Below are 25105 nucleotides of genomic sequence, written 5' to 3' on the forward strand. Positions count from 1 at the left end.
AACGTTTCTGGCGATAGGAGCACTCATGGCCGAGAGGTCGATCAGCGAACTGATCAAGGACATCGGCGACGATTCCAAGGCGATCGCCGAGGAGGAGCTCGCGCTGGCGAAGGCCGAGGCCACCGCTGGGGCGAAGAACCTGGGGATCGGATCGGCCCTGGCGCTCGCGGCCCTGTTCTTCCTGTTCCTCGGCTCGTTCATGGTGATCTTCGCCGGAGCCGCCGCGTTCCGTGAAGGACTCGACTGGCCGTGGTGGGCGAGCTTCCTCATCATCTTCGGCATCCTCGCCGTCATCGCCGTCATCCTCGTGCTCATCGCGGTGCCGCTGCTGAAGAAGGGCAACCCGGTTCCGGGCGGAGCGATCGCCTCGGCGAAGTCGATCGTCGCCGCGGTCAAGCGGGCGCTGAAGAACCCCTCGGGTCCGCGGTACTGACCCGACCACCATCGACAGGCATGGCGCCGAGTTCCCACGTGGGACTCGGCGCCATTCGCGTCTCCGAACGTCCCCGCGGGGACGTCCTGCGGATTTCTCAGCTCAGCGGGCTCCTCAGCTCAGGAGTCGATCGGCTCAGTGGCCGATCGGTTCAGTAGTCGATGTCGATTGCGGCTTTGCGATCCCAGTCGAGCGCCCAACCGAGTTCGTCGAGGGCGAAGTCGAGGATGCCGGCGGTGAAGCCCCACACTTTGAGCACTCCGACGTCGAAGGCCGGGGTGGTGATCGCGAGATCAGGCCTCGAGAAGCTGCCGCGGTTGGCGGGGGCGACGAGATCGGCGATCGCGACCCGGTAGACGGAGTACGACTCTGCCTCGTCCATGACGGACACGACCCCGGGCACCGCCCAGTAGCCGACGACGGGGGTGACCTGGAACCTGCTTACCGGGATGTAGAGAGGTTCGAGCTGACCGAGGACATCGACGCTGGCCGGGACGATGCCGGCCTCCTCCTCGGCTTCGCGCAGGGCGGCAGCGACCATCGAGTCGTCCTCGGGGTCGCGTCCCCCTCCGGGGAAGGCGACCTGTCCGGGGTGGAGGCGCAGAGTGCTCGCCCGCTGGAGGAGGACGATGTCGACGTCAGCGACGCCCTTCTCCTCGAGGTGCGGCAGGGCGGCTCGACCGGCATCCGTGCGCGGGGCGCCGCCGCGGCCGAAGAGCATGAGGACGGCGGCGTCGCGGACGACGGCGTCACCGCGGGCCTTCGCACGGCGCAGCCACAGCGGCGAACCCTTCGACTCGGCGAGACGCGCCAGCTGATCACGCAGATCCGGATCGTCAGCGCGCTCGGGATCCTCCGACCTCGGTGCGACCGCCTCGGCGTCGGCAGTCGGGACCGCCCCGTCGGCAACGGGGACTCCACCGTCAGCAGCATGCCTTCCGGAACCCGAGAGGCCGTCGAGGAAGTCGCTCATGCCAGGGGAGCCATCTCGTACTTGAGCATCGCCTCGGCCTTGGCCGGATCGAGTTCGCCGATGCCGAACGACGGGCACAGTGCCATCAGCGGGCAGGCCCCGCACGCCGGCTTGCGGGAGTGGCAGATGCGACGGCCGTGGAAGATCACCCGGTGGGAGAGCAGCGTGAGCTCTTTCGTGGGGAAGAGCGCGGCGATGTCCTCCTCGGCCTTGACCGGGTCGGTCTCCGTCGTCCACCCGAAACGCCGCGCCAGGCGGCCCATGTGGGTGTCGACGGTGATGCCGGGGGTGTCGAAGGCGTTGCCGAGGACGACGTTCGCCGTCTTCCGCCCGACACCGGCGAGCTTGACGAGCTCCTCCATCGTCCGGGGCGCCTCGCCGTCGTAGTCGTCGACGAGGTCGTTCGCGAGCTTGACGATGTTGCGGGCCTTAGCCCGGTAGAACCCGGTCGAGCGGATGAGCTCCTCGACCTCGCCGAGGTTGGCGACCGCAAGTGCGTGCGCGTCGGGGAAGGCGGCGAAGAGTCCCGGGGTGACGGCGTTGACGCGGATGTCCGTCGTCTGCGCCGAGAGCACGGTGGCGATGAGAAGTTGGAATGGGGTCTCGAAGTCGAGTTCGCACTTCGCGTTGGGGTAGACCTCGGCGAGGATCCGATTGATCTTCCGCGCGCGGCGCGTCTTCCCCAGAGGGGTCTCCTTGGCGAACCTGCGCGCGCTCTTCTCTGCCACGGTCAACACAAGTGTCGATTCTAATCCGCAGGAGCCGATACCGCAGTTGTCCGGCTCACAGCGTGCGCACGCAACCGTGACCCACCTCGGCGAGGGCCGAGGAAACGACACAAGGGACCCTCAATTCCCACGACCCGCGCGTATTTGGTGGTCCAGGTACCCTTGACCAGGTAGATTTATGTGTGGAGACCATCACAAGGAGGACACTGTGGATATTGAAGTTGTGAGGGGCGCAACGCTTTTCGCCGGACTCGATGACGAATCGACGAGCGCATTGATGAAGTTCATGAAGCCGCGGAGCCTCCGCCGGGGCACCGTGCTCTTCCACGAAGGCGACGCCGGAGACGAGCTCTACATCGTCTCCACCGGAAAGCTCAAGATCGGCCGCGAGTCCTCCGACGGCCGCGAGAACCTCCTCTCCGTCGTCGGACCGGGTGAGATCATCGGCGAACTCAGCCTCTTCGATCCGGGCCCGCGGTCCTCCTCCGTCACCGCGGTCTCCCAGTCCGAACTTCTCAGCCTCAAGCACGAAGACCTCACGACGTGGCTCAAGGACCGTCCGCAGGCCGGACTCAACCTCCTCAAGGCACTCGCCCAGCGCCTGCGCCGGACGAACGAGACCGTCGGCGACCTCGTGTTCTCCGACGTCCCCGGTCGTGTCGCCAAGGCGCTGCTCGACCTCGCCGCCCGCTTCTCGAAGCCGGCTCCCGACGGCGTCCTCGTCGCCCACGACCTCACGCAGGAGGAGCTCGCGCAGCTCGTCGGCGCCTCCCGTGAGACCGTGAACAAGGCGCTGGCCGACTTCGCCGCCCGCGGCTTCATCCGCCTCGAGGCCCGCTCGGTCGTCATCCTCGACATGGAGCGCATGCGCAACCGCGCCCGCTGATCACGCCGGCCGGCCTGCACCGGTCGCAGACTGCGAACGCCCCGACAGTCACTGTCGGGGCGTTCGCCGTCTGCCGGGGCCTTCGGCGACGTCTCCCCCCCTCCACCCCCGCATTTGTGGTCGATAAACCGAGGGAAATGAGCCAAAACCGCCGATTCTCCTCGGTTCTTCGACCACTAACGGGCCAGGCACCACAAACGGGTCGGGCATCAACAACTTGGCCGGGCACCACAAACGGGTCGGGCGGCACCTCGCCTGGTGCCCCTGTCCTATGCGTCGTCCGGGGACAGGGCGCCGAGGTAGCTCAGCTGGGCGCGCACGATCTGCTCGGCGGCTCCGCGGACCCGCGGGTCGACGTCGTGATAGACGATGTCGCAGACCTCGGCCGCGGTCGTCGCGCCCTGCTCGAGCGCGGCCCTGACCTGGGCGATGCGCTCACGGCGGTGGTCGCGGTAGTGGTCGATCACCTCGGCGGGTGACTCGATCGTCGGGCCGTGGGCCGGTTCGATGCGCGCATACGCCCCTGAGTCATAGAGCTCGCGGAGCCGATCGAGACTCACCAGGTAGTCCCCGAGCGAACCCTCGGGGTGGGTGACTATCGTCGTCCCCTCACCGAGGATGGTGTCGCCGCTGTAGAGGACGCCGTCATGGAGGAGGCTGATGCTGTCACCGGTGTGCCCCGGCGTCGCGACGACCTCGATCACGTCGAGAGGATCATCCCCGAAGACGATGCGATCGCCGTCGACCACCGGTGGGGTGTGGCGGGCGAACCGGTCGAGGACGGCGTAGACGGGCACCTCGGGCGCCCAGTCGGCGACGCTGCCGAGCATCTCGGAATGATCGGCATGCTGGTGGGTGAGGACGATGCCCGCCAGCCTCCGGTCCCCCACCTCGGCGAGGAAGCGCTCACGGTGCTCAGCGAGTTCGGGACCGGGGTCGACGATCACGGCCGCGGTGTCGTCGCGGGAGGCGAGCACATAGGTGTTCGTCCCGGTCAGGGTCATCGGGGACGGGTTGTTCGCACGGATCCTCATGAGTCGTCGGTGTCCTCGTCTGCGCTGGTCGCGTCATCGTCGTCGGCGCCCAGGCTCATCAGCCCGGTGCGGTCCTCTTCCTCATCGTCGCCGACGGCCACATCGCGGTCGCGCAGGGTGCCCTTCTGGTGGAAGTCCCGGCGGGGGTGGATGACGAGCCGCCATTCGCCGTCCTCGTCGGCGATCTCCGGACGCAGGGGGTGGACGTCGCGAACCTGGGCCATGGCCGCTCCCACGGTCGGAACGGTCTGCAGGCTCTCGACGATCAGCCGCGTGCTCGCACTGATCCGGTCGGGATCGTCGGCGGCGTCGGCGAGGATCTCCTCGGGTCGCTTCCACCCGCCCGAGCTCTCGTTCGAGGCGAGGAAGTCGACCTCCTGGCCGAAGGGCACGGCGGCGAGGAAGTACGTGGTGTCGAAGCGGTGGAGCTGGGTCGCCGTGTTGATCCAGCGCAGCCACGGCTTGAGGAGGTCGGGGCGCAGCCGCAGGTCCCGCTCGCGCAGCACCTGCGACCACGACACCTCGTTCGAAAGCAGCCGATACCGTGTCGCCTGCCATTCCGTCTGCGGACTCGCGACGAGGTCGTGGTCGACGTTCTCTGCCAGCAGCACCCCGGTCGAGGCGAAGGCGACGCGCGCGGCAGCGGAGAACTGCTGCAGGGCGCGTGACTTGTTCTCGATGCTCAGCGTCATCGCGCACCGGGACGACTTCCATCCGGTGACCGGCAGCTTGCGCAGATCGCTCGGGCGCAGGTCCCCGACGGGATAGGCCCAGCGGTTGCGGTCCTCGACGCCGCGCGCGTCGAGCTGACGCGTCACGAACGTCTCGAGCCCCTCACGGGTGTCGCGGACGAGGATGATCGCCGAGGCGGGCCGTGGGGGCTCGGGAACCGGCCGTCGTCCCTCTGAGCGCCAGAGGTCGAGCAGCCAGGTGAGTTCCGTGGAGACCGGGAGGGAGCGTCCGCTAAGCGGCATCGTCCTCGACCTCGACGACGACCTCGACCTCGACGGGAGTGCCGAGCGGCAGCGTGTTGACTCCGACGGCGCTGCGGGCGTGCTGGCCCTTGTCCCCGAAGATCTCCCCGTAGAGCTCGGAGACGCCGTTGATGACCGACGGCTGCTGGGTGAAGTCGTCGGTGGAGTTGACGAAGCCGGTGACCTTGACGACGCGCACGATCCTGTCGAGGTCGCCGATCACCGAGGCGATCGCGGCCAAAGCGTTGAGCCCGGCGATCCGCGCCAGCTGGTAGCCGGTGTCGACGTCGACCTCGGCGCCGAGGTGGCCCGTCGTCGGCAGCGCACCGTCGACGACCGGCAGCTGACCGGAGGTGTAGACGTAGTTGCCGGTGCGCAGGGCCGGGACGTAGACGCCGGCGGGGGCTGCGACCTTCGGCAGCTCGAGGCCGAGTTCGCTGATGCGGTCAAGGACGGTCGACATGGGTGGTCTCCTTCGACGAAGAGTGCAGACTGCTGAGCGGGGGTCAGGGCTTGGGGCGCTTGAGGTAGGCGACGAGACCGTTGTTGTCCGGCCCCGGCACGACCTGCACGAGTTCGTAGCCGTCCTCACCCCACTGATCGAGGATCTGCTTCGTCGCATGGACGATGAGCGGAACGGTGACGTATTCCCACTTGGTCATGGCTCTCCTACTCGGTTCGTCGGCACCCGGTGCACGTGTCTCGGCCCGGGCGGGCTGGCAGTCTCGGCGCGTGTTCACGCGTCGCTCATTGCCCCACCCCACACTAGCGGAGAAGGCGGAACAATGGCGACGGGGACGTCGCAGACGCGAGTGGGGCGGAACGATCGAGAAGATCGTTCCGCCCCACCGATGTCAGCCGCCGTCGACTCAGTTGCCGCCGAGGCCGGGGGCTTCGTCTCCCCCGCCGCCGTTGTCGCCGCCACCGTCGCCGCCGTTTCCACCGCCGCCACCGCCGTTGCCACGGTCGCCGCCGCCTCCGCCGCCGTTAGAGGAACCGCCGCCGCCGTTTCCGCCTCCGCCGTTTCCGCCTCCGCCGCCGCGGTTGGTGCCGGTCGATGACGAACCGCCTCCGCCACCGGAGCCCCCGCCCTGGAAGTACTTCGAGCTCGGCTTCGGGAAGCCGGTGTTGCCCTTGGTCTCCTTGACGGCCTTGCTCATGAACGCCTGCCAGGTCTTACCGGAGATCGTCGCACCGTAGATCTGACCGCGCACCTTGCCCTTGCCGTTCTTGCGCCAGTCGCGGGTGCCTCGCGGGTCACCGGTCCACACGGCCGTCGACAGGGTCTTGGTGAATCCGAGCAGCCAGGTGTGGCCGACCTCGAAGTTCGTCGTACCGGTCTTCGCGCCGGCGGGCACGCCGATTCCCAGACTGCTGGTCGTACCGCCCTTGAATGTCTGCGTCAGCGCGTAGGCAACGCCGCGCGCGACCTGTTTGTCGAGGACCTGCTTGCACTCCTCGCCCGGGACGTCGATGTTCTTGCCGTTGCGGTCCGTGATCTCGAGGATCGGCTTCGGTCCGCAGAACTTTCCGTCGTTGGCGAAGGTCGCGAACGCCGCGGCCATCGCGATCGGGGTCGTCTCCGTGGTGCCGAGGATCGACGACGGGGAGAGCGCCTGGATGAAGCCGGACTTGTCGGCGTAGTCGAGCTTTTCTCCGCTGCCGTAGCGGATGCCGAGATCCATCGCGGTGTCCATGATCTTGCACATGTTGAGCTGGTTGCCCATGGCCGCATACCCGGTGTTCACCGAGTTCTTCGTGGCGTTGAGCACCGTCATCGAGCCCTTGCCCGAACCGTCGCCGGCGTTGTTCGGATCCCAGTCACCGGCCATGTTGGGACAGCCGCTGTACTTCCACGAACTCGCCGGGAAGTTGCGCTTCGTCGCATTCACCGAGGCGTTGAGGCTCTTGCCCGACTTCAGCCACGTGGCCAGCACGAACGGCTTCCACGTCGAACCGACCTGGAAGCCGGCACCGCCGTTGTGCTTCTTGTCGACGGTGTAGTTGATGTTCGTCTTCTTGTTCTTGTCCTTCTTCTCGACCTCGCCCTCCGTGTACTCACGGTTCTGAGCCATGGCGATGACCTCACCGGTACCCGGTTCGATCGTCACGAGGGCATGGCCGGCTCCCGAGGGATCGCCGACGGGGACGCGCTTCTTGACCTCTTTGTCCGCGATCTTCTGGATGTCGGGATTGAGGCTGGTCTTGATCGTCAGGCCGCCGCGCTGGAGGGTGGCGATGCGATCTTCGACGGTCTTGCCGAAGCTCTCGTCGTTCTTGATGACGTTGACGACGTAGTTGCAGAAGAACGCGGCGCTGTTCTCTGCCGCCGAGCAGCCGTTCGGGGTCTCTCTGATCTTGAGGTCGAGGCCGGTCTTGACCGCCTCGTCGTACTGCTTCTGGGTGATGTGCCCGTACTTGAGCATCTGGCCGAGCACGACGTTGCGGCGTTCGAGCACGGCGTCGGGGAAGCGCTCGGGATTGAACGCCGACGGGTTCTGCACGATGCCGGCGAGCATCGCCGACTGCTGGATGTTGAGGTCCTTCGCGTCGATGCCCCAGTAGCGGTAGGCCGCTGCCTGCACGCCGTAGACGTTCGGCGATCCCGAGTAGTTGTTGATGTTGAGGTAGCGGTTGAGGATCTCCTTCTTGTCGTACTTCTTCTCCACCGCAACGGCGAGCTTCGCCTCACGCAGCTTGCGCGCGTAGCCAGCCGTGCCCTCGGACTCCCTGGCGGCCTCCACGCCTTCCCGGTTCGATTCCGCGTGGGCGTTCTCGGCCAGCACGTTCTTCACGTACTGCTGAGTCAGCGTCGAACCGCCCTGCGTCGTCGAGGAGACCATATTGTGCACCGCCGCGCGGGCGATGCCCTCGAGGTCGATGCCTCCGTGTTCGAAGAACCGGTAGTCCTCGACCGAGATCGTCGCGTCCTGCATCTCCTGGGAGATCTGGTCGAGGGGAACCTCGACGCGGTTCTGCCAGTAGAAGTCAGCGATCTTCGAGCCGTCGGCGGCGAGCATCGTCGACTTCTCGCCGAGGTCGCGCTCCTCGAGCGTGGCCGGCAGCGCATTGAAGATCTCGACGGCGCTGTTCGCGCTGGCAGTGGCGACACCGACGCCGGGGATGGCAAGTCCGGCGGCCACGATTCCGGCCACCGCGCTCACCGCGACGAACTGGAGGAAGGCCGCCATCTTGGTCGGTTCGGGATTTGACTCAGGAGACACCATGAAACCAAGTTTAACCAACCGGAGTTGAGCGCCGTCTCAGAGAACGGTGAAAGTGCTACGTCCTGGGCACGAGCGTGAGCAGGCTGACTTCGGGTCGGGCTGCGAAACGCACAGGTGAGAACGGTGAGAAGCCGAGCCCCGCGGAGATCTCGACGGTCGACTCCCGATAGGGGAACACGCCGCGTGCGCGTGTCCGATCGAGGTCGCAGTTCGTCACCGGTGCGCCCCAGAACGGCACCCGGATCTGCCCTCCGTGGGTGTGCCCGGCCATGATGAGGTCCGCCCCCGCCGAGGCGAACGCCTCCAGAGCCCGCGAGTATGGGGCGTGAGTGACGCCGACCTTGAGGTCAGCCGCCCGATCGAAGCGCGGGTGGACGAGCTCGCCGTCCTCGGTCCAGCGGATCCGATCGCGGTCGATGTGGGCATCGCCGAGGCCGGAGAGGTCGATCAGGGTGCCGCGGATCTCCATGGTCGCCTCGGCGTTGTCGAGGAAGATCCACCCGCGGTCCTCGAACCCCTTGATGAGAGCCTCGACGTCGAGGTCGGGGCTCGTGCGGTGCTTGACTTCGGAGGGCGAGCGCAGGTACTTCGCGGGGTTCTTCGCCTGCGGGGAGAAGAAGTCGTTCGAGCCGAGGACGAAGACGCCGGGGACGTTCAGGAGTCCGTCGAAGACCTCGAGGACCTGCGGCACGATGTCGGCGGAGAGGTTGTCGCCGGTGTTGACGACGAGGTCGGGCTCGAGGTGGGTGAGCGCACTCACCCACGCCGCGCGGTGCTTCTGCCACGAGGTGAGGTGGAGGTCGGAGACGTGGAGGATGCGCAGCGGCTCGTGTCCGGCCGGCAGCAGCGGCAGGGTGTGGCGGCGGACGGCGAAGAGATGGGGCTCGATGCCTGCAGCCCAGAGGCCGGCGGCCGCAGGGAGGGCGAGGCTGCCTACGGCGAGTGCGCGTGTCTTCATTCGACACAGTTTAGTCGGTGTCGGATACCCTCAAGCACCAACCGACCTTGTCACACCGACTGCGTATGCTCGGTGCCCCGCTCGGCCCGGGCAGCCCGACGCCGGTGGAGGGAGCTGAGCCGGCGGTGCCCGATGACTCGGCAGACGAGGTAGATGAGGAAGGAGATCGTCGTGACGAACGGGCTGATCGGAACGACCGGTGAGCCGAGGGCGAGGAGGATCCCGCCGACCGAGGCGGTGACGGCGAAGACGACGCTGAGCACGGGCACCCACACCGGTGAGGCGGAGACCTGGGTGGCGGCGGCAGCGGGCGTGATGAGGAGGGCGAGGACGAGGAGGACGCCGACGACCTGGACGCTCAGCGCCACGGCGAGACCGAGGACGAGCATGAAGACGATCGTCAGACCGGACACGGGCACCCCTTTGGCCCGCGCCACCTCGGGGTCGAGGCTGGCGAAGAGGAGCGGTCGCCACACGACTGCGAGGACCACGAGGACGATGAGGGCGCAGACGATGAGGGTGAGGATCTGGCCGGGGGTGATCGCGACGATCTGTCCGGTCAGCAGCCCGAACTTGCTCGCCGAGCGCCCGTCGTAGAGGGCGAGGAAGAGGATCGCGAGCCCGAGCCCGAAGGGCATGAGGACGCCGATGATCGCGTTCTTCTCCGAGGCCCGGGCCCCGCCGATGCCGATGATGAGGGCCGCGAGGATGGAGCCTGCGATCGATCCGCCGACGACGTCGAAGCCGACGAGCAGGGCGAAGGCGGCGCCGGCGAAGGAGAGCTCGGAGACCCCGTGAACGGCGAACGGGATGTCCCGGGCCATGACGAAGACGCTGATGAGACCTCCGACGACGCCGAGGAGGGCGGCGGCGATGAGGGAATTGGTGAGCAGGGCGACGAGTTCCCCGTAGTCCTCGAAGGAGAACAGGCTGGAGACGATCTCGGCGATCGACATCAGATCGACCCCCGTTCCGTCTCGGTGACCGCCGGTGCATCGGCGTGGACGTCACCCCGGTGGTGGACATGATGGTCGGTGCATTCGTCCTCACCGCCGACGACGATGAGGCGACCGCCGACGCGGACCACCTCGACGGGAGAGCCGTAGAGGCGGGTGAGCGATTCCGAGGTCATCACCTCGGCGGGAGTGCCGATGAGGAAGTGCCCGCCGACGATGTAGAGGATCCGATCGACGTAGGGCAGGATCGGGTTGATCTCGTGGGTGACGAAGAGGACCGCGGCGTCGCGAGCCCGCCGCTGCTCGTCGATGAGTCCTGCGACGACCTGTTGATGGTGCATGTCGAGGGAGAGCAGAGGTTCGTCGCAGAGGAGCACCGAGGGGTTGCTCGCGAGCGCCTGCGCGACCCGCAGCCGCTGCAGCTCTCCCCCGGACAGGGTGCCCGCCGGGGCGTCGGCGTAGTTCCCAGCCCCCACCGAGGCGAGGAGTTCGTCGACGTGCCTCCGTCGCTTCCGCGACGGCCAGCCCGGACCCCAGCGGTACCCGTCGATGCCCATGCGGACGATGTCGCGACCGCGCATCGGCGTGTGCGGGTCGATGCCGCGCTGCTGCGGGATGTAGCCGATGGCCGGGTTGCCCGAATGGACCCGGTGACCGTCGATCTCGGCGGTGCCCCGGTAGAGCCCATGCTCGCCGAGGAGGACCTTGAGCAGCGAGGTCTTGCCGGTGCCGTTGGGGCCGAGCACGGCGAGGAACTCCCCCGGTGCGACCGCGAGGTTGAGATCGTGCCAGAGCACCCGGTCGCCGAAGCGCAGCTCGGCATCGTGGAGGCTGATCGCGGGGGTCGGGCCCCCACCGTGGAGCGACCGGCTCGCCTGCCCTGCGTCGGCGGTGGGCCGAGTCCTCGTCACCGTGTCGGAATCCCCTGTCATCATCAGTGCCCATGCCCTTCGAGTGCCGTGGCGATCGCGTCGATGTGCCCGCCCATCCAGTCCGTGTACTCGGCGCCCTGAGGCATCGTCTCGGCGAGGTCGACGACGGGAACGCCTGCCCCCTCGGCCGTGGCCTTGAGCTGCTCTGCCTGGGGTCCGGCCGCCTGCGTATTGTATCCGAGCAGCACCGCCTCCCCGGAGGAGATCTGCTCCTCGGCGTCCTCGAGGACAAGGGGCGGCACGTCATTGCCCTCCTCGACAGCGGCGAGGAATTCGGGACTCGTGATGGTCTCGAGCCCCATGTCGTCGAAGAGCCGCAGCGGCACCGGTTCGGTCGCCGCGACCTTCTCTCCCCCGTGCTCGTCCTTGACCGCAGCGATCGTCGACTCCAGCTCGCCGAGGCGGTCCGTGTACTCCTCCGCGTTCGCCGTGATGGTCTCCGCCTGGTCGGGCAGTGCCTCGCCGAGGTGGAGCGCGACATCGTCGACGAGCTTCGTCATCGTCGGCACCGAGTACCAGAGGTGTTCGTTGAACTCCCCGTGGTCGTGTCCGGCGTGGCCGTCGGCCTCTGCGGACTCGTCCTCTCCATGCCCGGCGTGGTCGTGGTCGGCGTTGTCTGCGCTGTCGTGGTCGGCGTGGTCGTGGGAGTGCGGTTCACCGGCGGCGTCCTCGGAACCCGGCAGGCCCGAGAGTGCGACGACGTCGATGACCTCGGGTTTGACGTCGGAGGCCTCGAGCATCGTCGTCATGAAGCTGTCGTATCCGCCGCCGTTGATGACGACGAGGTCAGCCTTGGAGAGGCGGAGCCGGTCCCGGGTCGTCGCCTCGTAGGAGTGCGGGTCCTGATTGGGATCGTCGATGATCGCCGTGACGTCCGCGGTGTTCCCGGCGACCGCGGAGATGATGTCGGCGTAGACGTTCGTCGAGGTGACGACCGAGAGCTCGGCCGAATCGCCGCTCTGCCCGCCGCCGCACCCGCTGAGGACCAGGCCGGTGACGAGACCGATCGACCCGGTGGTGAGGAGGTGTCGGGACAAGCGCATGGCGGGCCTTTCGTGTCGAGTCGGTGATCTCTCCGATCACAGTACTCAGCCGAAGGGCCCGCCACTAATATAAATATTTATATATAGCAACCTGTTTATGGTTCCCGCTACGGTCCGCTTGGGACCGCACGACCGCTCAGGCCGCCTGCGCCTCGAGCTTCGCCGCGAGCAGCGCGGCGATCTGGACGGTGTTGAGCGCCGCACCCTTGCGCAGGTTGTCGTTGGAGACGAAAAGGACGAGGCCCTTGCCTGCGGGAGCCGACTGGTCGGCGCGGATGCGGCCGACGTAGCTCGGGTCGGTGCCGGCTGCCTTGAGCGGAGTGGGGACGTCGTCGAGGACGACTCCGGGCGCCTCGGCGAGGATCTCCGTGGCCCGCTCGGGTGTGATGTCGGAGGCGAACTCCGCGTGGATGCTCAGGCTGTGCCCGGTGAACACGGGAACGCGCACACAGGTGCCGGCGACGAGGAGGTCCGGGAGTCCGAGGATCTTCCGGCTCTCGTTGCGCAGCTTCTTCTCTTCGTCGGTCTCGAGTTCGCCGTCGTCGACGATGCTGCCGGCCATCGGCAGGACGTTGAAGGCGATCGGTTCGACGTAGTTGTTCGGCGCCGGAAGGTCGACGGCGCTGCCGTCGCGGGTGAGCGCCCGGGCGTCGGCGATGCCGGCTTCGAGCTGACCGGCGAGCTCCTCGACGCCGCTCAGCCCTGATCCGGAGACGGCCTGGTAGGTCGAGACGATGAGGCGGGTCAGCCCCGCCTCCGTGTCGAGCGCCTTGAGCACGGGCATCGCGGCCATCGTCGTGCAGTTGGGGTTGGCGATGATGCCCTTGGGCACAGTGTCGAGGGCCTCGGGGTTGACCTCGCTGACGACGAGGGGCACCTCGGGGTCCGAGCGCCAGGCCGAGGAGTTGTCGACGACGATGACCCCGGCGGCGGCGAACCGCTCAGCCTGGGCACGGGAGGTCGCCCCGCCGGCGGAGAAGAGGGCGATGTCGAGTCCGGTCGGGTCCGCCTCGGCGGCATCCTCGACGACGATCTCACGGCCCTGGAATTCGACGACCTTGCCTGCCGAGCGGGCCGAGGCGAAGAGCCGCAGGTTCTCGATCTCGAACCCGGGATCGTCGGCGAGGAGGTCGAGCATGACGCCGCCGACCTGGCCGGTGGCTCCGACCACTCCGATTGAAACGCTCATCGTCCTGTCCCTCCGTAGACCACTGCTTCGTTGTCCTCTGTGTCGAGTCCGTAGGCCGCATGGGCGGCACGGACGGCGTCGTCGAGCAGGTCGGCTCGGGTGACGACGCTGATGCGGATCTCCGAGGTGGAGATCATGTCGATGTTGACCTGGGCGTCGCTGAGCGCTTCGAAGAGCGTCGCGGTGACCCCAGGGTGGGAGCGCATGCCGGCGCCGACGACGGAGAGTTTGCCGATCTGGTCGTCGTAGCGGACCTGGTCGAAGCCGATCTTCGCCTTCGCACCGTCGAGGGCTTCGATGGCCTTCGCTCCGTCGGTCTTCGGCAGCGTGAACGAGATGTCCGTCTTCCCCGGTTCGCGGGTGGAGATGTTCTGGACGATCATGTCGATGTCGATCTCCTGCGCGGCGATCGTCTTGAAGATCTCCGCCGCCTTGCCCGGGACGTCGGGGACGCCGACGATCGTGACCTTGGCTTCCGAGCGGTCGTGCGCGACTCCGGAGATGATTGCCTGTTCCATGGTGGACTCCGTTTCTGTTTCCGCTGCCTTCGCACTCCGTGCCGGCAGAAATGCTTCGGGGATGGCCGAATCGGTCACCCAGGTGCCCTGTTTGCGCGAGAAGGACGAACGCACGTGGACCGGGACGTCGTAGCGCCGAGCGTACTCGACGCACCGGAGCATGAGGACCTTGGCGCCCGAGGCCGCCATCTCCATCATCTCCTCGAAGCCGATCTCGTCGATCTTGCGCGCGGTCGAGACGATGCGAGGGTCGGCGGTGAAGACGCCGTCGACGTCGGTGTAGATCTCGCAGACGTCGGCGTCGAGGGCGGCGGCGAGGGCGACGGCCGTGGTGTCGGAGCCGCCGCGGCCGAGCGTCGTGATGTTCTTCGCCGTCTGGCTCACGCCCTGGAATCCGGCGACGATGGCGATGTTGCCGTCGTCGAGGGCGGAGCGGATCCGCCCCGGAGTGACGTCGATGATCCGCGCCTTGCCGAACTGCTCATCGGTGATGACTCCGGCCTGGGAACCGGTGAACGACTGGGCTTCGAAGCCGAGGTTGGCGATCGCCATCGCGAGCACGGCCATCGAGATCCGCTCTCCGGCGGTGAGGAGCATGTCGAGCTCACGCGCCGGGGGCAGCGGAGAGACCTGCTGGGCGAGGTCGATGAGGTCGTCCGTGCTGTCCCCCATCGCCGAGACCACCACGACCACCTCGTGGCCGGCTTGTCGGTATTCGACGATGCGCTGGGCCACACGTTTGACCGACTCTGCGTCGGCAACCGAGGACCCGCCAAACTTCTGGACGACTAAGCTCACTGAAGTCTCTTCCTGTTCGCTGATGCGGACTGCGCCGATCGACTGCTCTCGCAGTGCCGAGCGCTGCGGTGAGGCAGACGGCGTCGGCGGACCGGCGTCCCCACCATTGTAGGAGGTGGGCACTTCGCCCCGAGGGGGTGCCCGTCATACAGACACCTGTCTCACCTTGGGCAGTGGTCTCTTTCGGTCAAGCCGGCCAGCACTTTTCGACGCTCCAGGCCGATTGCCACGCTCACTCAAGCCGGCCAGCACTTTTCGACGCCCCCAGCCGTTCGCGACGCTCGCTCAAGCCGGCCAGCACTTTTCGAACGTTCCTCGCTTCGAAAAGTGCTGGCCGGCTTGACCGAGCCGCCGGTGGCCGCGATCAGTCCTCCGCCGTGGTGACGGTGAAGAGGTCACCGGGCTGGCAGTCGAGCGCGGCGCAGAGGGCGACGAGCGTCGAGTACCGGATGGCCTTTGCCCTGTTGTTCTTGAGCACGGAGAGGTTGGCCAGGGACACGCCGACGGCGTTCGACAGTTCGGTGAGCGTCATCTCCCGCTGGGTGAGCAGCGCGTCGAGGTGGCAGACCACTCGCCCTTCGCCGAGGTCGGCCGGCATCAGACGAGCCCCTCAAGTTCTTCCTGCGCCTTGCGCCCGGATGCGAAGCTGCGCTGCAGGAGCGCGATGCCGCCGGCGATGCCGAGGAAGAGGAACACCTGGGTGACTCCGAGACCGCCGCTGACAGAGTCGGAGATGCCGAGGTCGCGCGAGGCGAGGTTGGAGCCGAGCGTCGCAGCGATCGCGTAGATGATGACGAGAATTGCGACCGACAGCGCGAGAACGGACAGCGCCTTGAGTGCGCGCGACGTGAAGGGCGTTCCATGAGCGATGTCCCTGAGGATGGGGAAGCAGATGATCGCCGCACCGATGAGGCCGATGATCACCGTGAGCTTCGAGATGATGAGGAGCACCATCGTCTCGGGAGCGAGCAGCACCGTCGAAACGGTCACGTCAGCGGGACCGGAGAGAGCAACCGCGCTGCCTCCGACGTCGATGGCTGCCGACGCATCATCGGCGAACTCGAACCGAATACCGATCTCGTTGGCGATCAGTCCCTTGACGAGAATGTAAGCCAAGTACACGCCGTAGACTCCGAGCACTCCGCTGATGACGGATTCCATTCCCGACCTCGACTTGCCTTCGCTCGACTTCGTCATCTCCACCGGCATTCCGTTCGTTTCACCCATCACTGGTCACACCTTCCATCTCGACGACCGGGACACTCCGTCTGGTCGCATTCGGGCTGCTCTTATCGATACTCGATATATCGATAAACAACATGCTTCACGATAATCGATAAGGTGTCAAGGGCGTCGAACCAGAATATTGCGAGGTGAGCCGCCGCTGCGGACGAGTTGCGGTCGAAGAACCGAGGCGAAATCGCGAAAATCGCGGATTCTCCTCGGTTCTTCGACCGCAAACAGGTTGGCAGGCGGGGTGGCGTCGCCTCAGAGTGTGGTGGCCGGGTGAGTGGAGACGCCTCAGGGAGCCGTCACGACCAACGGCCGCTGAGAGGCCTGCTCGGCCGCGGCGGGATCTGCTCAGTCGACTTCGCGGCGACCGGAGAACGCCCGGCCCAGCGTGACCTCGTCGGCGTACTCGAGGTCTCCGCCGACGGGCAGACCCGAAGCCAGCCGTGTCACCGTCACCCCGAGAGTGCTCAGCAGCCGCACGAGGTAGGTGGCGGTGGCCTCGCCTTCGAGGTTGGGGTCGGTGGCGATGACGATCTCGGTGACCTCGCCGTTCTGCAGGCGAGGCATGAGCTCCTTGATCCGCAGGTTGTCCGGGCCGACGCCGGCCATCGGATCGATCGCTCCCCCGAGCACGTGGTAGAGACCGCGGTATTCGCGAGTGCGCTCGATGGCGACGACGTCCTTGGGCTCCTCGACGACGCAGATCATCGTCCGATCACGGCGCGGGTCCTGACACACGGTGCACTCGGCCTCTTCCGAGACGTTGCCACAGATCTCGCAGAAGCGCACACGCTTCTTGACGTTGCTCAGAGCCTGAGCCAACGCGTTCACATCACCGGAATCGGCTTGGAGGATGTGGAACGCGAGCCGCTGGGCCGACTTCGGCCCGATGCCCGGGAGCTTGCCGAACTCTTCGACGAGGTCCTGGAGGGCACCCTCATACACTGCGCTCATACGTCTCTTTCATCGATGATCTCTCCGCCGAGGACCTTGGCGATCACGGCCACTCCGACCTGTGGGGCGTCGGTGATGTCGAGGTCCGTCTCCGGATCATACTCGTCCTCGTCCCGGCCGGAGCCAGTGGGCCGAGCATCGACCGGTGCCGCTGAGGTGGGTGCAGGCGCATCGAACCCACCGCTGCCTGTGCCGGAGCTGCCAGCCGAGTATCCGCCGGTGTCCATGCCGTGGCGTTCGGCGATCGCAGCGAACCGGGATTTGAATGGCTTCGCACCGCTGGCAGGCGCGGAGGCGGAGCCGTTCGTGCTTCCCTGAGGATAAGCGTTCCCCTGCGCACCATTCGCGATCCCCGCGCCCCCGGAATCGAGATCGGAATCCCCATAGGCGCCGAGGTAGTCCCCCTCGTCGTCCTCGGGCGGCGGGACGACGACGGCACCGACATCGACGGCACCGCTGCCGGCACTCGTCGAATCGGCGTCGTCACCGGCGGGAGCCGACTGCTGCGGCGCGTCGTGCCACACGGGTTCCTCCCACCGCGGCTGGACATACTCCATCGGCTCGTCGTCGGAGAAGTCACGTGACGACTGTCCGCCATGGGACTCCGATTCCCCACCACGGGTGGTCGAATCGAATGCCGGAGTCGGTTCCTGAGCAGGCGACGGTACGGAGGAGGCGGGGTTCGCACCGCCGCCAGAAGGGCCGAAGAAGTCCTCGTCCGAGAGGTCGGGAACGACGATGTCGTCGACCGGGGACGAAGGCTGCGATACCGATGGCTCTTCGCTGTGGGACGGAGCGTCAGTGCCTCCGAACGGCGACGCGCCCTGCTCGGGACGCGAGGCCGGTTGCACGCTCGAACCGGGATCGGTCTCTGCTTCCGCGGCGTTCACATCACCGGCGCCTGACGAATCGACGCGAAGGTCGGAGGATGCTGTCTCTGCCGGTGCGGCAGCGGCGTTGCTCGATTCGGCTCCGGCATCGCCCTGTCCGGCGCGAGCCTCAGGGGGCTCATCACGGGCAGAGTCATCCGCCGCTTCGGGGCGGGGGCCTGTTTCGCCCTCCTCGTCGTCGGCAGACCACGGGCCCTGCGGGGCGTCGCCGGTCTCCCAGAACTTCTCGCGATCGACCTGCGGCTTGTCGACCTCCCGGGTGCCGACGACCGCGGCGACCTCTTCAGGGCTGGGGCGACGGAACTCGGTTCCGGGTCCGCGATTCTGATTCTGCTGCGGCGCAGGCGAGCCTGTTCCTCCCCCGGGCGCTCCGCCCGAGTTCCCACCGATGCGGCCGACGTCGCCGATGTCGATGCGCGCGTCGATGCCGAGGACGTCGTTGATCGCCGTGGCGAGCTTCGCGGCATGATCACGCTGTTGGAAGCCTTGCACGGAACCGGCGTTGTTGAAGCCGAGGTAGACGACGCCGTCGGAGAACGACTGCGGGATGGCATTGGCCGCGATGATCGCACGCGTCAGGCGACTGCGCTTCTCGACGGCTGCGAGGATGCTCGGCCAGGCGCGACGGATCGCTTCGATCTCTCCGCCGATGCCGCCGGCGGCTCCGGCAGGCCCCGACTGCGATGCCGCCGCAGGCGACTCAGGTGCCTCGGAGTCCGCTCCGCCGGAACCACTGTGCGCGGAACCATCGTTCGGCGCAGCGCCTCCGGCTGGCGACGACGGATATCCACCCGAGGGCGACGACGAACCGCTGCCTGCGGGCGATGGTGCACCACTTGACTCACCGGCGGAGTCGCGAGCGGGCTGCGTCCGCTGGTCGGTCGGGGCCTGCTCTCGGTTCGAGCGCTCGGGCTGCGCCGCCGGCTCTCGTGGCGACCGGTCATTCGGAACGAACTCTTCGCGAGCCGAACCCGGCTGATGAGCAGGCCTCTGCTCCTGCTGCTCGGTGCTACTGGACGCCTGATTTCCAGATTGCGGCGGACCGTCGTGCATCGCTCCCAGACCGGACTGGCTCGGCTGATCGTTCTGCTGCGAGTGAGCCGCTTGACCCGACTGCGATCGGCGGTCGTCAGACTGCGGCGGCTGACCACCAGATCGTTCCTGACCTGCTTGTGGCTCCTGCTGCGAGGGAGCCGCCTGACCAGGCTGCCCAGAAGACTGTCCATCGGCAGACGCTCCGCGACGCTGGTCGTCCTGCGGTGCGCGTGCTGTCTGAGCAGTGTGGTCGCGTTCGGTCTGAGCGGGGCGATTCTGCATCGGTGCAGGCTGCCGGTCAGCACCGTTTGCCGGTGAAGCCGACGCTGGTGCAGCCGGCGCCGGAGTGTCGTTGAGCAGCGACTCGGCGGCCGCCGCGGCTGCGGTGAGTTCGTCGAAGTCGTCGGGCGCAGGAGCAGACGACGGCCCACCGAGGCTCTGCCCCGGCGCACCGGCCCGACCGGTCGGGGCACCCGCCCCGACAGAAGCCGACTCAGCCGAAGTCGATCCGCTCTGAGGTCCGACACCCTGAGGTCCGTTGCCCCGAGCCCCAGCGGCCTCCTGAGGCGCCCCGCCCTGCGCCGCCGCACTCTGCGGAACGCCCTGAGCCCCGCCCTGCCCCTGACCACCGGCCTGGGGCGGAACGTTCCCGCCCGAACCTGACGCGGACATGCCGATACGCCGCTCCATCCGCTCGACGCGGCTGAGCACGGCGTCGCGACTGCGACCCGAGGCGGGCAGGAGGATGCGGGCGGCGATGAGTTCGAGCTGCAGCCTCGGGGAGGTCGCCCCCGACATCTCGGTCAGTCCCTGGTTGAGGATGTCGGCGGCACGGGAGAGTTCGGCCTGACCGAAGCCGCGCGCCTGCAGGGTGAGGCGCTCGAGCCGATCCGGCGGCACTTCCGGAAGGAAGGCATGGGCTGCCTCGGGGGCGGCATGGATGACGATGAGGTCGCGCATCCGCTCAAGGAGGTCTTCGACGAACCGGCGCGGATCCTGACCCGACTCGATGACCCGCTCGATCGCCCGGTAGACACCGGCGCCGTCACCGGCGGAGAACGCGTCGACGATGTCGCTGAGCAGAGAATCCGGGGTGTAGCCGAGCAGCGCCACGGCCGTCGCATAGTCGACGCCGTTCGGACCGGAGCCTGCGATGAGCTGGTCGAGCACGGAGAGGGTGTCGCGCACTGACCCGCCGCCGGCACGCACGACGAGCGGGAGCACGCCCTTGTCGACCTGGACGTCCTCGCGTCGGCAGAGCTCCTCGAGGTAGTTCCCGAGCGCCTCGGGCGGCACGAGCCGAAACGGATAGTGGTGGGTGCGTGAGCGGATCGTCCCGATGACCTTCTCGGGTTCCGTCGTCGCGAAGATGAACTTGATGTGCGGCGGCGGCTCCTCGACGATCTTGAGCAGGGCGTTGAAGCCCTGCGAGGTGACCATGTGCGCCTCATCGAGGATGAACACCTTGTACCGGTCACGAGCAGGTGCGTAGATCGCGCGTTCGCGCAGATCACGGGCATCGTCGACGCCGTTGTGGCTGGCCGCGTCGATCTCGACGACGTCGAGCGAGCCGGGTCCGCCGTTGGCGAGGTCGCGGCAGCTCGGGCACTCGCCGCAGGGCACAGGTGTGGGCCCCTTCTCGCAGTTGAGGCACCGCGCGAGGATCCGCGCCGAGGTCGTCTTGCCGCAGCCGCGCGGCCCGGAGAACAGGTAGGCATGGTTGATGCGACCACGGTCGATCGCGGCCTTGAGCGGCTCGGTCACATGCTCCTGACCGATGACCTCGTCGAAGGTCTCTGGGCGGTATCGTCTGTACAGTGCGGTGGACACAGCCCTAGCCTAATGCCACCCCCTGACGCGACACAGAGACACTGCACAGGCCGTTGAGACCGCGGACTCACTTCGGGCACGATAGTCGGTATGACGGACTCCACCTCCTCCCCCGAACCACCCGATCCGGCCCGCACCTTCCGCATCGGACACAAGGAGCGCGACGAAGCGATCGAACTCCTCCGGGAGGCCGTGGGCGACGGCCGGATCACCGTCGACGAACTCGACGAGCGGATGGAGGCCGTCCAGGCCGCGAAGTACCCTGTCGACCTCGATGCCGTCCTCTCCGACCTCACCCCCGACCTGCCGTCGGACCGCTACCGCCCCCGCGCCGAGGTGGCCCGCCGGCTCCCGCCCGCACGGTCCGCACACGGCTGGGACCCCGTCGACCCGCTCGTCATCAAGGCGACGTGGGACTCTGAGCACCGCCGCGGCCGATGGCAGGTCCCGCCCTACATCCGCTGCGAACCGTCGATGTCGACGATCGAACTCAACTTCCTCGAGGTCGACACCGACCTCACGACGATCGACATCGACGTCGTCGCCGGGGCCGGCACGCTCGTCATCGTCGTCCCCGACGAGTGGGCCGTCAACGTCGACGACCTCGCGAAGTCATGGGGTTCGGTGAAGTCAGCGGCGAACGCGCTCCCCGCCCCCGGCGCCCCGACCGTCGTCGTCAGCGGCTCGGTGGGCATGGGCAGCTTCCGTGCCCGCTTCGCCAACTACTTCGACCGCCGCCGGATGGCCCGCTGATGCCTCCCGGCCTCGATGCGGTCATCTTCCTCACGATCGCCATCATCATCGTCTTCGCGATCGGCTTTCTCCTCGTCCATCGGGTGATGACAAAGCCCGGTTCCCACATCGGCTCACGCCTGCCCAAGCCTGACCCGAATCGCGACGACCCCCGCCGAGGCGGCCCCTCCCCGGAACGGACCGACCCCTCCGCCCCCGGCTGGGACCCCACCGATCCTCGCTGGGACAAGGGCGACGAGGGACCGGACGACCACCTCGGCGACGGCAGGGACCGTTGACCTAATAGGGGCACTGACCTGGGAGAATATTTCCCGCACCCCTTGATTGCGGGGTCAGAGCGTGATGCACTCATCTCATGGCTGAGCTCAGCATCACCCGTCTGGCCCCCGACGATGCCTCACGACTGAGGCAGTGGCTGGCCGTCATGCGCGAGGGCTACACGGCCGGTCGCACCGGGGCATGGTGGGCGAGCGAGCCGGCGATGCTCACGCAGTTCGCCCACCCCCGCCACGACAAGACCGACATCGCCCTCCTCGCCCACCTCGGCGGGGAACCCATCGGCGGGGCCGAGATCAATCTCCTCACCGACTCCCCCGCCATCGTCGAACTCGCCGTCCTCCCGGCGCACCGTCGGTCCGGTCACGGCACAGCCCTCGCCGAGGCGGTCGAGGCGATCCTCCGCGACTCCCCCGCCACGCTCGTCCAGACCGAGACCTATACGCCCGAGGGGATCGCATTCGCCGAGTCCCGGGGACTGCACATCGGCAATGAGGAGCAGCGGATGCTCCTCGACCTGCCCGCCTACCTCGAGGCCGACGCGAACCGGTACAAGCAGCGGCAGCGACCGAAGCCGACCGTCGGCCCCGCCGACCCGACCGAGGTCCATCCGCGACCGGACTGGACGATCGTGTCCTGGATCGGGATGTGTCCCGAGGAGCTCGTCGAGTCATGGGCAAGGCTGCGCCGGCAGATGGACGAGGACGTGCCGCTCGGCGACCTCACGCGTTCGGACCACCACGCCGACGTCGCGGCGATCCGGACGTACGAGGAGAGGATGGCCGAACAGGGGTGGATCCTCGTCAGCTCGATGGCGCAGGTCGACGAACCGGGCACCGATGCCGGCGCAGACGACGTGGATCCCGCGACGCTCGCCGTCGGCTACACGGAGATCATGGTCTCCGCGCACGATCCCGACATCATCATCCAGGAGGACACCCTCGTCGACCGGTCCCATCGCGGCCTCGGCATCGGACGGGCCCTCAAGGTCGCGAACATGCGCCAGCTCCACGACGTCCCCGAGGCCGCCGGTGCCCGCTGGATCCAGACGTACACTTCGACCGACAATGCCGCGATGCTCGCCCTCAACGAGGACCTCGGCTTCCGAGTCGTCGACACGATGACGGCCCTCGAAGGCCCCGTTCTCGACTACACTGACCAGTGACCGCACCCGCATCGAAGCGAAGCAGGCTACCGTGTCCTCCAACGTCATCATCATGATCGTCGTCTTCGTCATCGTCGTGCTCGTGACGATCCTCATCATCCGGGCGCGTTCGGCGAAGGCGAAGCGGGAGCGCGAGACCCAGGCCGCGGCCGCCTCCACCCCACGCGACCCGTTCGCCTCCGACCAGAACACCGGCGGCGACCCGGCGGCGATCAAGGCCGGCGACCTCCTCGAGTTCGGCAACGAGAAGTACTTCGTCCGCGGGACCCTGCGGATCTCGGAGGGCGGCTACGACTGGGCCGAGCACTTCTTCCAGTCCGACGACTCCGCGACCCGCCTCTGGCTCACCGTCGAACACGACCCCGACCTCCAGGTCTCCCGGTGGCGCGACCGCCCCGACCTCGACATCGAACCGACGTCGAAGACGATCACGATCGACGGCACCGAGTACGAGATCGTCGAGCACGGCACCGCCTCCTACCGTTCCGAGGGCACGACGGGGCTCAACGAGAAGGGTGGCCTCGACTACGTCGACTACGAAGCCCCCGACGGGAAGATGCTCGCCTTCGAGCGCTTCGACCACGGCAGGTGGGAAGTGAGCACAGGCGAGTCCGTCCCGGTGGGCTCCTTCACCATCTACTCGAGCAGCTGATGAGCCTCGCACCCCCACTTCCCATCACCGTCGACGTCCCTTTCGCCGACACGAGCTCCGAGCAGCTTCGCTTCTCCCTCACCCGCCCGCGCATCGCCGCGCTCGCCACCGAGATCGTCGACCTCGAACCGCTCGGCTGCCCCGGTCTGTGCCTCGAACTCCACGTCATCGGCTCCTCCCACCAGGTCGTCCTCGCCGGGCCAGAGGACCATCTCGCCGGGTCAGAGGACCATCTCATCGAGACCTTCGCCTGCCCTCCGACCGCGGACGGCCCCGCACCGCAGGTCGCGGACGACGGGACGCCTCACTGGGGCACCCGGCAGGTGACCCGCGGAGCGTGGGCGGGATTCACCTGCCATGGGTTCCGCGCCACCCGCACCACCGCTGCGGATGAGTTCCGCACCGCCGTCGCCGAGGCGCTCGACCGTGTCCGCGACCACGACCGTCACCTCGTCGTCGGGTTCCCCGGCGACCCGGACGCCATCACCGCGCTCGCCCTTTCAGGCGCCGAGGCGGGCCACCTGAGCTGGCAGACGTGGCACGTCTACCCTCAGCAGACCGAGATCGTCCACACTACGACCGAGCTGACGAACGCACCCGACGTCCCGTCCGCCTCGGCGAGGGGCGTGCGATGACGAACAACCCGAACATCTCCACCGGCGGCGGTTCCTTCGACTTCGACGCCGAACACCGCCGTGGGGGCGGCCCCGGCGGGCCGTTCGGCAACCGGCCGGGCGGTGGCCCGGGTGGCGGTGGCCCGGGCGGTCCGGGAGGCCCCTTCGGCAGTGGGCCGGGCGGCGGACCCGGCGGGGGCTCGGGGAGGAAGCCGCGCCGCTTCGGCTGCGGCGCGGTCATCGGGCTCGTCGTCGTCCTTCTCCTCGTCGCGATGCTCTTCCAGAGCTGCGGGGCGAACTCGGGCAGTGCGAACTGCGGGGACTACGACCTCGTCGACGGCCAGTACGTGGAGAACCCGAACCAAGGGGACTACGTGAGGAACGGCGACAGCTACGACTACGTCGGCTGCGATCCCTCACGCTCCAGCGGTGGCGGAGGATTCTTCTTCTTCCCGTTCTTCTTCGGCGGCGGGGGCGGAGGCACCGGATCGAACTACGGCGACGGCTCCGGCTTCCGCGGCGGCGGCCCGGGATCGGGCAAATGACCAGTCAGAGACAGCGACGACAGCACCAGGAAAGGCAGCCATGATCCTCGACATGCTCCTCTACGAGACCGGGGTCGTCCTCGCGTATGCGGGCAGCGGCATCCTCCTCATGTTCGTCGGCTACTTCGTCGTCGATCTCCTCACCCCGGGCAAGCTCCACGTCATCCTCTGGGAGCAGAAGTCCCCGAATGCCGCAGTCCTCGTCGCCTCCGACCTCCTCGGCGTGGCGATCATCGTCATCGCGGCGATCCGGGCGAGTGCCGACGACCTCGGTGCGGGGATCGTGACGACGCTGCTCTTCGGCATCATCGGCATCATCCTCATGGCCGTGAGCTTCCTCCTCATCGATGCGCTCACCCCGGGCAAGCGCGGGGACATCGTCCATGCCTCCACGCTCCACCCCGAGGTGTGGGTCAACGCGTCCGCGCACATCGGCATCGCCGGCATCATGGCCGCCGCGCTCCTGTGACCACAGCACCGCCTGCACCACCCGGCGGGACGCGACCGCG

At 67.7% G+C, this 25105-nt stretch carries 26 protein-coding genes; 9 read left to right on the forward strand and 17 right to left on the reverse strand.

Going from position 1 to position 25105, the window contains the following annotated elements; translation table 11 throughout:
* Positions 1–25: 25 nt before the first annotated feature.
* Positions 26–433: a phage holin family protein gene (locus tag EZE58_RS11615; RefSeq protein ID WP_009380816.1), complete on the forward strand. Its 408-nt coding sequence runs from the start codon at positions 26–28 to the stop codon at positions 431–433.
* 151 nt (positions 434–584) lie between these two features.
* On the opposite strand, the gene EZE58_RS11620 is transcribed toward EZE58_RS11615, so the two are convergent.
* Both EZE58_RS11620 and nth read right to left on the reverse strand, forming a co-directional pair.
* A complete protein-coding gene (locus tag EZE58_RS11620) occupies positions 585–1406 on the reverse strand; it encodes a CoA pyrophosphatase (protein WP_101624099.1) in 822 nt (273 codons plus the stop codon).
* Entirely contained in the window at positions 1403–2140 is a 738-nt protein-coding gene (gene nth, locus EZE58_RS11625) for an endonuclease III (RefSeq protein WP_205772248.1), read from the reverse strand. Before nth ends, EZE58_RS11620 begins: the two co-directional genes overlap by 4 nt.
* Before the next feature lie 202 nt (positions 2141–2342).
* Here nth and EZE58_RS11630 point away from each other — a divergent pair, with 202 nt between their 5' ends.
* Complete coding sequence (locus EZE58_RS11630; protein WP_040342444.1) at positions 2343–3020, forward strand: Crp/Fnr family transcriptional regulator; 678 nt, start codon at positions 2343–2345, stop codon at positions 3018–3020.
* A 269-nt stretch (positions 3021–3289) separates the two neighbouring features.
* On the opposite strand, the gene EZE58_RS11635 is transcribed toward EZE58_RS11630, so the two are convergent.
* The 15 genes from EZE58_RS11635 to EZE58_RS17220 all read right to left on the reverse strand — a co-directional run bounded on the left by EZE58_RS11635 (position 3290) and on the right by EZE58_RS17220 (position 20591).
* A complete protein-coding gene (locus EZE58_RS11635) occupies positions 3290–4054 on the reverse strand; it encodes an MBL fold metallo-hydrolase (protein WP_131248573.1) in 765 nt (254 codons plus the stop codon).
* Positions 4051–5028, reverse strand: a complete 978-nt coding sequence (locus EZE58_RS11640; RefSeq protein ID WP_131248574.1) for a hypothetical protein — start codon at positions 5026–5028, stop codon at positions 4051–4053. The genes EZE58_RS11635 and EZE58_RS11640 overlap by 4 nt, the downstream gene beginning before the upstream one ends.
* Positions 5018–5491: a RidA family protein gene (locus EZE58_RS11645; protein ID WP_009380809.1), complete on the reverse strand. Its 474-nt coding sequence runs from the start codon at positions 5489–5491 to the stop codon at positions 5018–5020. Before EZE58_RS11645 ends, EZE58_RS11640 begins: the two co-directional genes overlap by 11 nt.
* Before the next feature lie 43 nt (positions 5492–5534).
* Positions 5535–5690: a hypothetical protein gene (locus tag EZE58_RS11650; protein ID WP_009380800.1), complete on the reverse strand. Its 156-nt coding sequence runs from the start codon at positions 5688–5690 to the stop codon at positions 5535–5537.
* A 207-nt stretch (positions 5691–5897) separates the two neighbouring features.
* Positions 5898–8255, reverse strand: coding sequence for a transglycosylase domain-containing protein (locus EZE58_RS11655; protein ID WP_167560612.1), 2358 nt, complete (start codon positions 8253–8255; stop codon positions 5898–5900).
* A 55-nt stretch (positions 8256–8310) separates the two neighbouring features.
* Complete coding sequence (locus tag EZE58_RS11660) at positions 8311–9213, reverse strand: metallophosphoesterase (RefSeq protein WP_131248575.1); 903 nt, start codon at positions 9211–9213, stop codon at positions 8311–8313.
* A 50-nt stretch (positions 9214–9263) separates the two neighbouring features.
* Positions 9264–10169 carry a metal ABC transporter permease gene (locus EZE58_RS11665; protein WP_119297059.1) on the reverse strand — a complete coding sequence of 302 codons (906 nt, stop codon included), beginning with the start codon at positions 10167–10169 and terminating at the stop codon, positions 9264–9266.
* Complete coding sequence (locus EZE58_RS11670) at positions 10169–11104, reverse strand: ABC transporter ATP-binding protein (protein ID WP_119297058.1); 936 nt, start codon at positions 11102–11104, stop codon at positions 10169–10171. The genes EZE58_RS11665 and EZE58_RS11670 overlap by 1 nt, the downstream gene beginning before the upstream one ends.
* Positions 11104–12144 (reverse strand): zinc ABC transporter substrate-binding protein, encoded by a 1041-nt coding sequence (locus EZE58_RS11675; RefSeq protein ID WP_119297057.1) that lies wholly within the window; start codon positions 12142–12144, stop codon positions 11104–11106. Before EZE58_RS11675 ends, EZE58_RS11670 begins: the two co-directional genes overlap by 1 nt.
* Before the next feature lie 136 nt (positions 12145–12280).
* Positions 12281–13333, reverse strand: a complete 1053-nt coding sequence (locus EZE58_RS11680; protein ID WP_119297056.1) for an aspartate-semialdehyde dehydrogenase — start codon at positions 13331–13333, stop codon at positions 12281–12283.
* The gene (locus EZE58_RS11685; protein WP_009380780.1) at positions 13330–14649 is read right to left on the reverse strand and encodes an aspartate kinase; all 1320 of its coding nucleotides are present in this window, start codon (positions 14647–14649) and stop codon (positions 13330–13332) included. Before EZE58_RS11685 ends, EZE58_RS11680 begins: the two co-directional genes overlap by 4 nt.
* A 364-nt stretch (positions 14650–15013) precedes the next feature.
* On the reverse strand, positions 15014–15247 hold the full coding sequence (locus EZE58_RS11690) for a helix-turn-helix transcriptional regulator (protein WP_009380776.1): 234 nt from the start codon (positions 15245–15247) through the stop codon (positions 15014–15016).
* Positions 15247–15876 carry a DUF2975 domain-containing protein gene (locus EZE58_RS11695; RefSeq protein WP_081591051.1) on the reverse strand — a complete coding sequence of 210 codons (630 nt, stop codon included), beginning with the start codon at positions 15874–15876 and terminating at the stop codon, positions 15247–15249. The genes EZE58_RS11690 and EZE58_RS11695 overlap by 1 nt, the downstream gene beginning before the upstream one ends.
* A 354-nt stretch (positions 15877–16230) precedes the next feature.
* Positions 16231–16827 carry a recombination mediator RecR gene (gene recR, locus EZE58_RS11700; protein WP_063250836.1) on the reverse strand — a complete coding sequence of 199 codons (597 nt, stop codon included), beginning with the start codon at positions 16825–16827 and terminating at the stop codon, positions 16231–16233.
* Positions 16828–16832: 5 nt separating this feature from the next.
* Positions 16833–20591: a DNA polymerase III subunit gamma and tau gene (locus tag EZE58_RS17220; RefSeq protein ID WP_009380770.1), complete on the reverse strand. Its 3759-nt coding sequence runs from the start codon at positions 20589–20591 to the stop codon at positions 16833–16835.
* A 90-nt stretch (positions 20592–20681) separates the two neighbouring features.
* Between EZE58_RS17220 and EZE58_RS11710 the strand changes: the two genes are divergently transcribed.
* The 7 genes from EZE58_RS11710 (at position 20682) to EZE58_RS11740 (ending at position 25065) form a co-directional block, all read left to right on the forward strand.
* Entirely contained in the window at positions 20682–21344 is a 663-nt protein-coding gene (locus EZE58_RS11710; protein WP_009380763.1) for a DUF1707 domain-containing protein, read from the forward strand.
* Positions 21344–21622 (forward strand): hypothetical protein, encoded by a 279-nt coding sequence (locus EZE58_RS11715; protein WP_009380761.1) that lies wholly within the window; start codon positions 21344–21346, stop codon positions 21620–21622. Before EZE58_RS11710 ends, EZE58_RS11715 begins: the two co-directional genes overlap by 1 nt.
* A gap of 77 nt (positions 21623–21699) precedes the next feature.
* A complete protein-coding gene (locus tag EZE58_RS11720; protein WP_119297053.1) occupies positions 21700–22785 on the forward strand; it encodes a GNAT family N-acetyltransferase in 1086 nt (361 codons plus the stop codon).
* Positions 22786–22816: 31 nt separating this feature from the next.
* On the forward strand, positions 22817–23437 hold the full coding sequence (locus EZE58_RS11725) for a DUF4178 domain-containing protein (RefSeq protein ID WP_119297052.1): 621 nt from the start codon (positions 22817–22819) through the stop codon (positions 23435–23437).
* Entirely contained in the window at positions 23437–24072 is a 636-nt protein-coding gene (locus EZE58_RS11730; RefSeq protein ID WP_131248577.1) for a DUF2617 family protein, read from the forward strand. Before EZE58_RS11725 ends, EZE58_RS11730 begins: the two co-directional genes overlap by 1 nt.
* On the forward strand, positions 24069–24596 hold the full coding sequence (locus EZE58_RS17225) for a hypothetical protein (RefSeq protein WP_009380753.1): 528 nt from the start codon (positions 24069–24071) through the stop codon (positions 24594–24596). Before EZE58_RS11730 ends, EZE58_RS17225 begins: the two co-directional genes overlap by 4 nt.
* A 40-nt stretch (positions 24597–24636) precedes the next feature.
* On the forward strand, positions 24637–25065 hold the full coding sequence (locus tag EZE58_RS11740; RefSeq protein ID WP_095376049.1) for a DUF350 domain-containing protein: 429 nt from the start codon (positions 24637–24639) through the stop codon (positions 25063–25065).
* Positions 25066–25105: the final 40 nt, after the last annotated feature.

Source organism: Brevibacterium sp. LS14, from assembly GCF_012027885.1.
Classification (GTDB): Bacteria; Actinomycetota; Actinomycetes; order Actinomycetales; family Brevibacteriaceae; genus Brevibacterium; species Brevibacterium casei.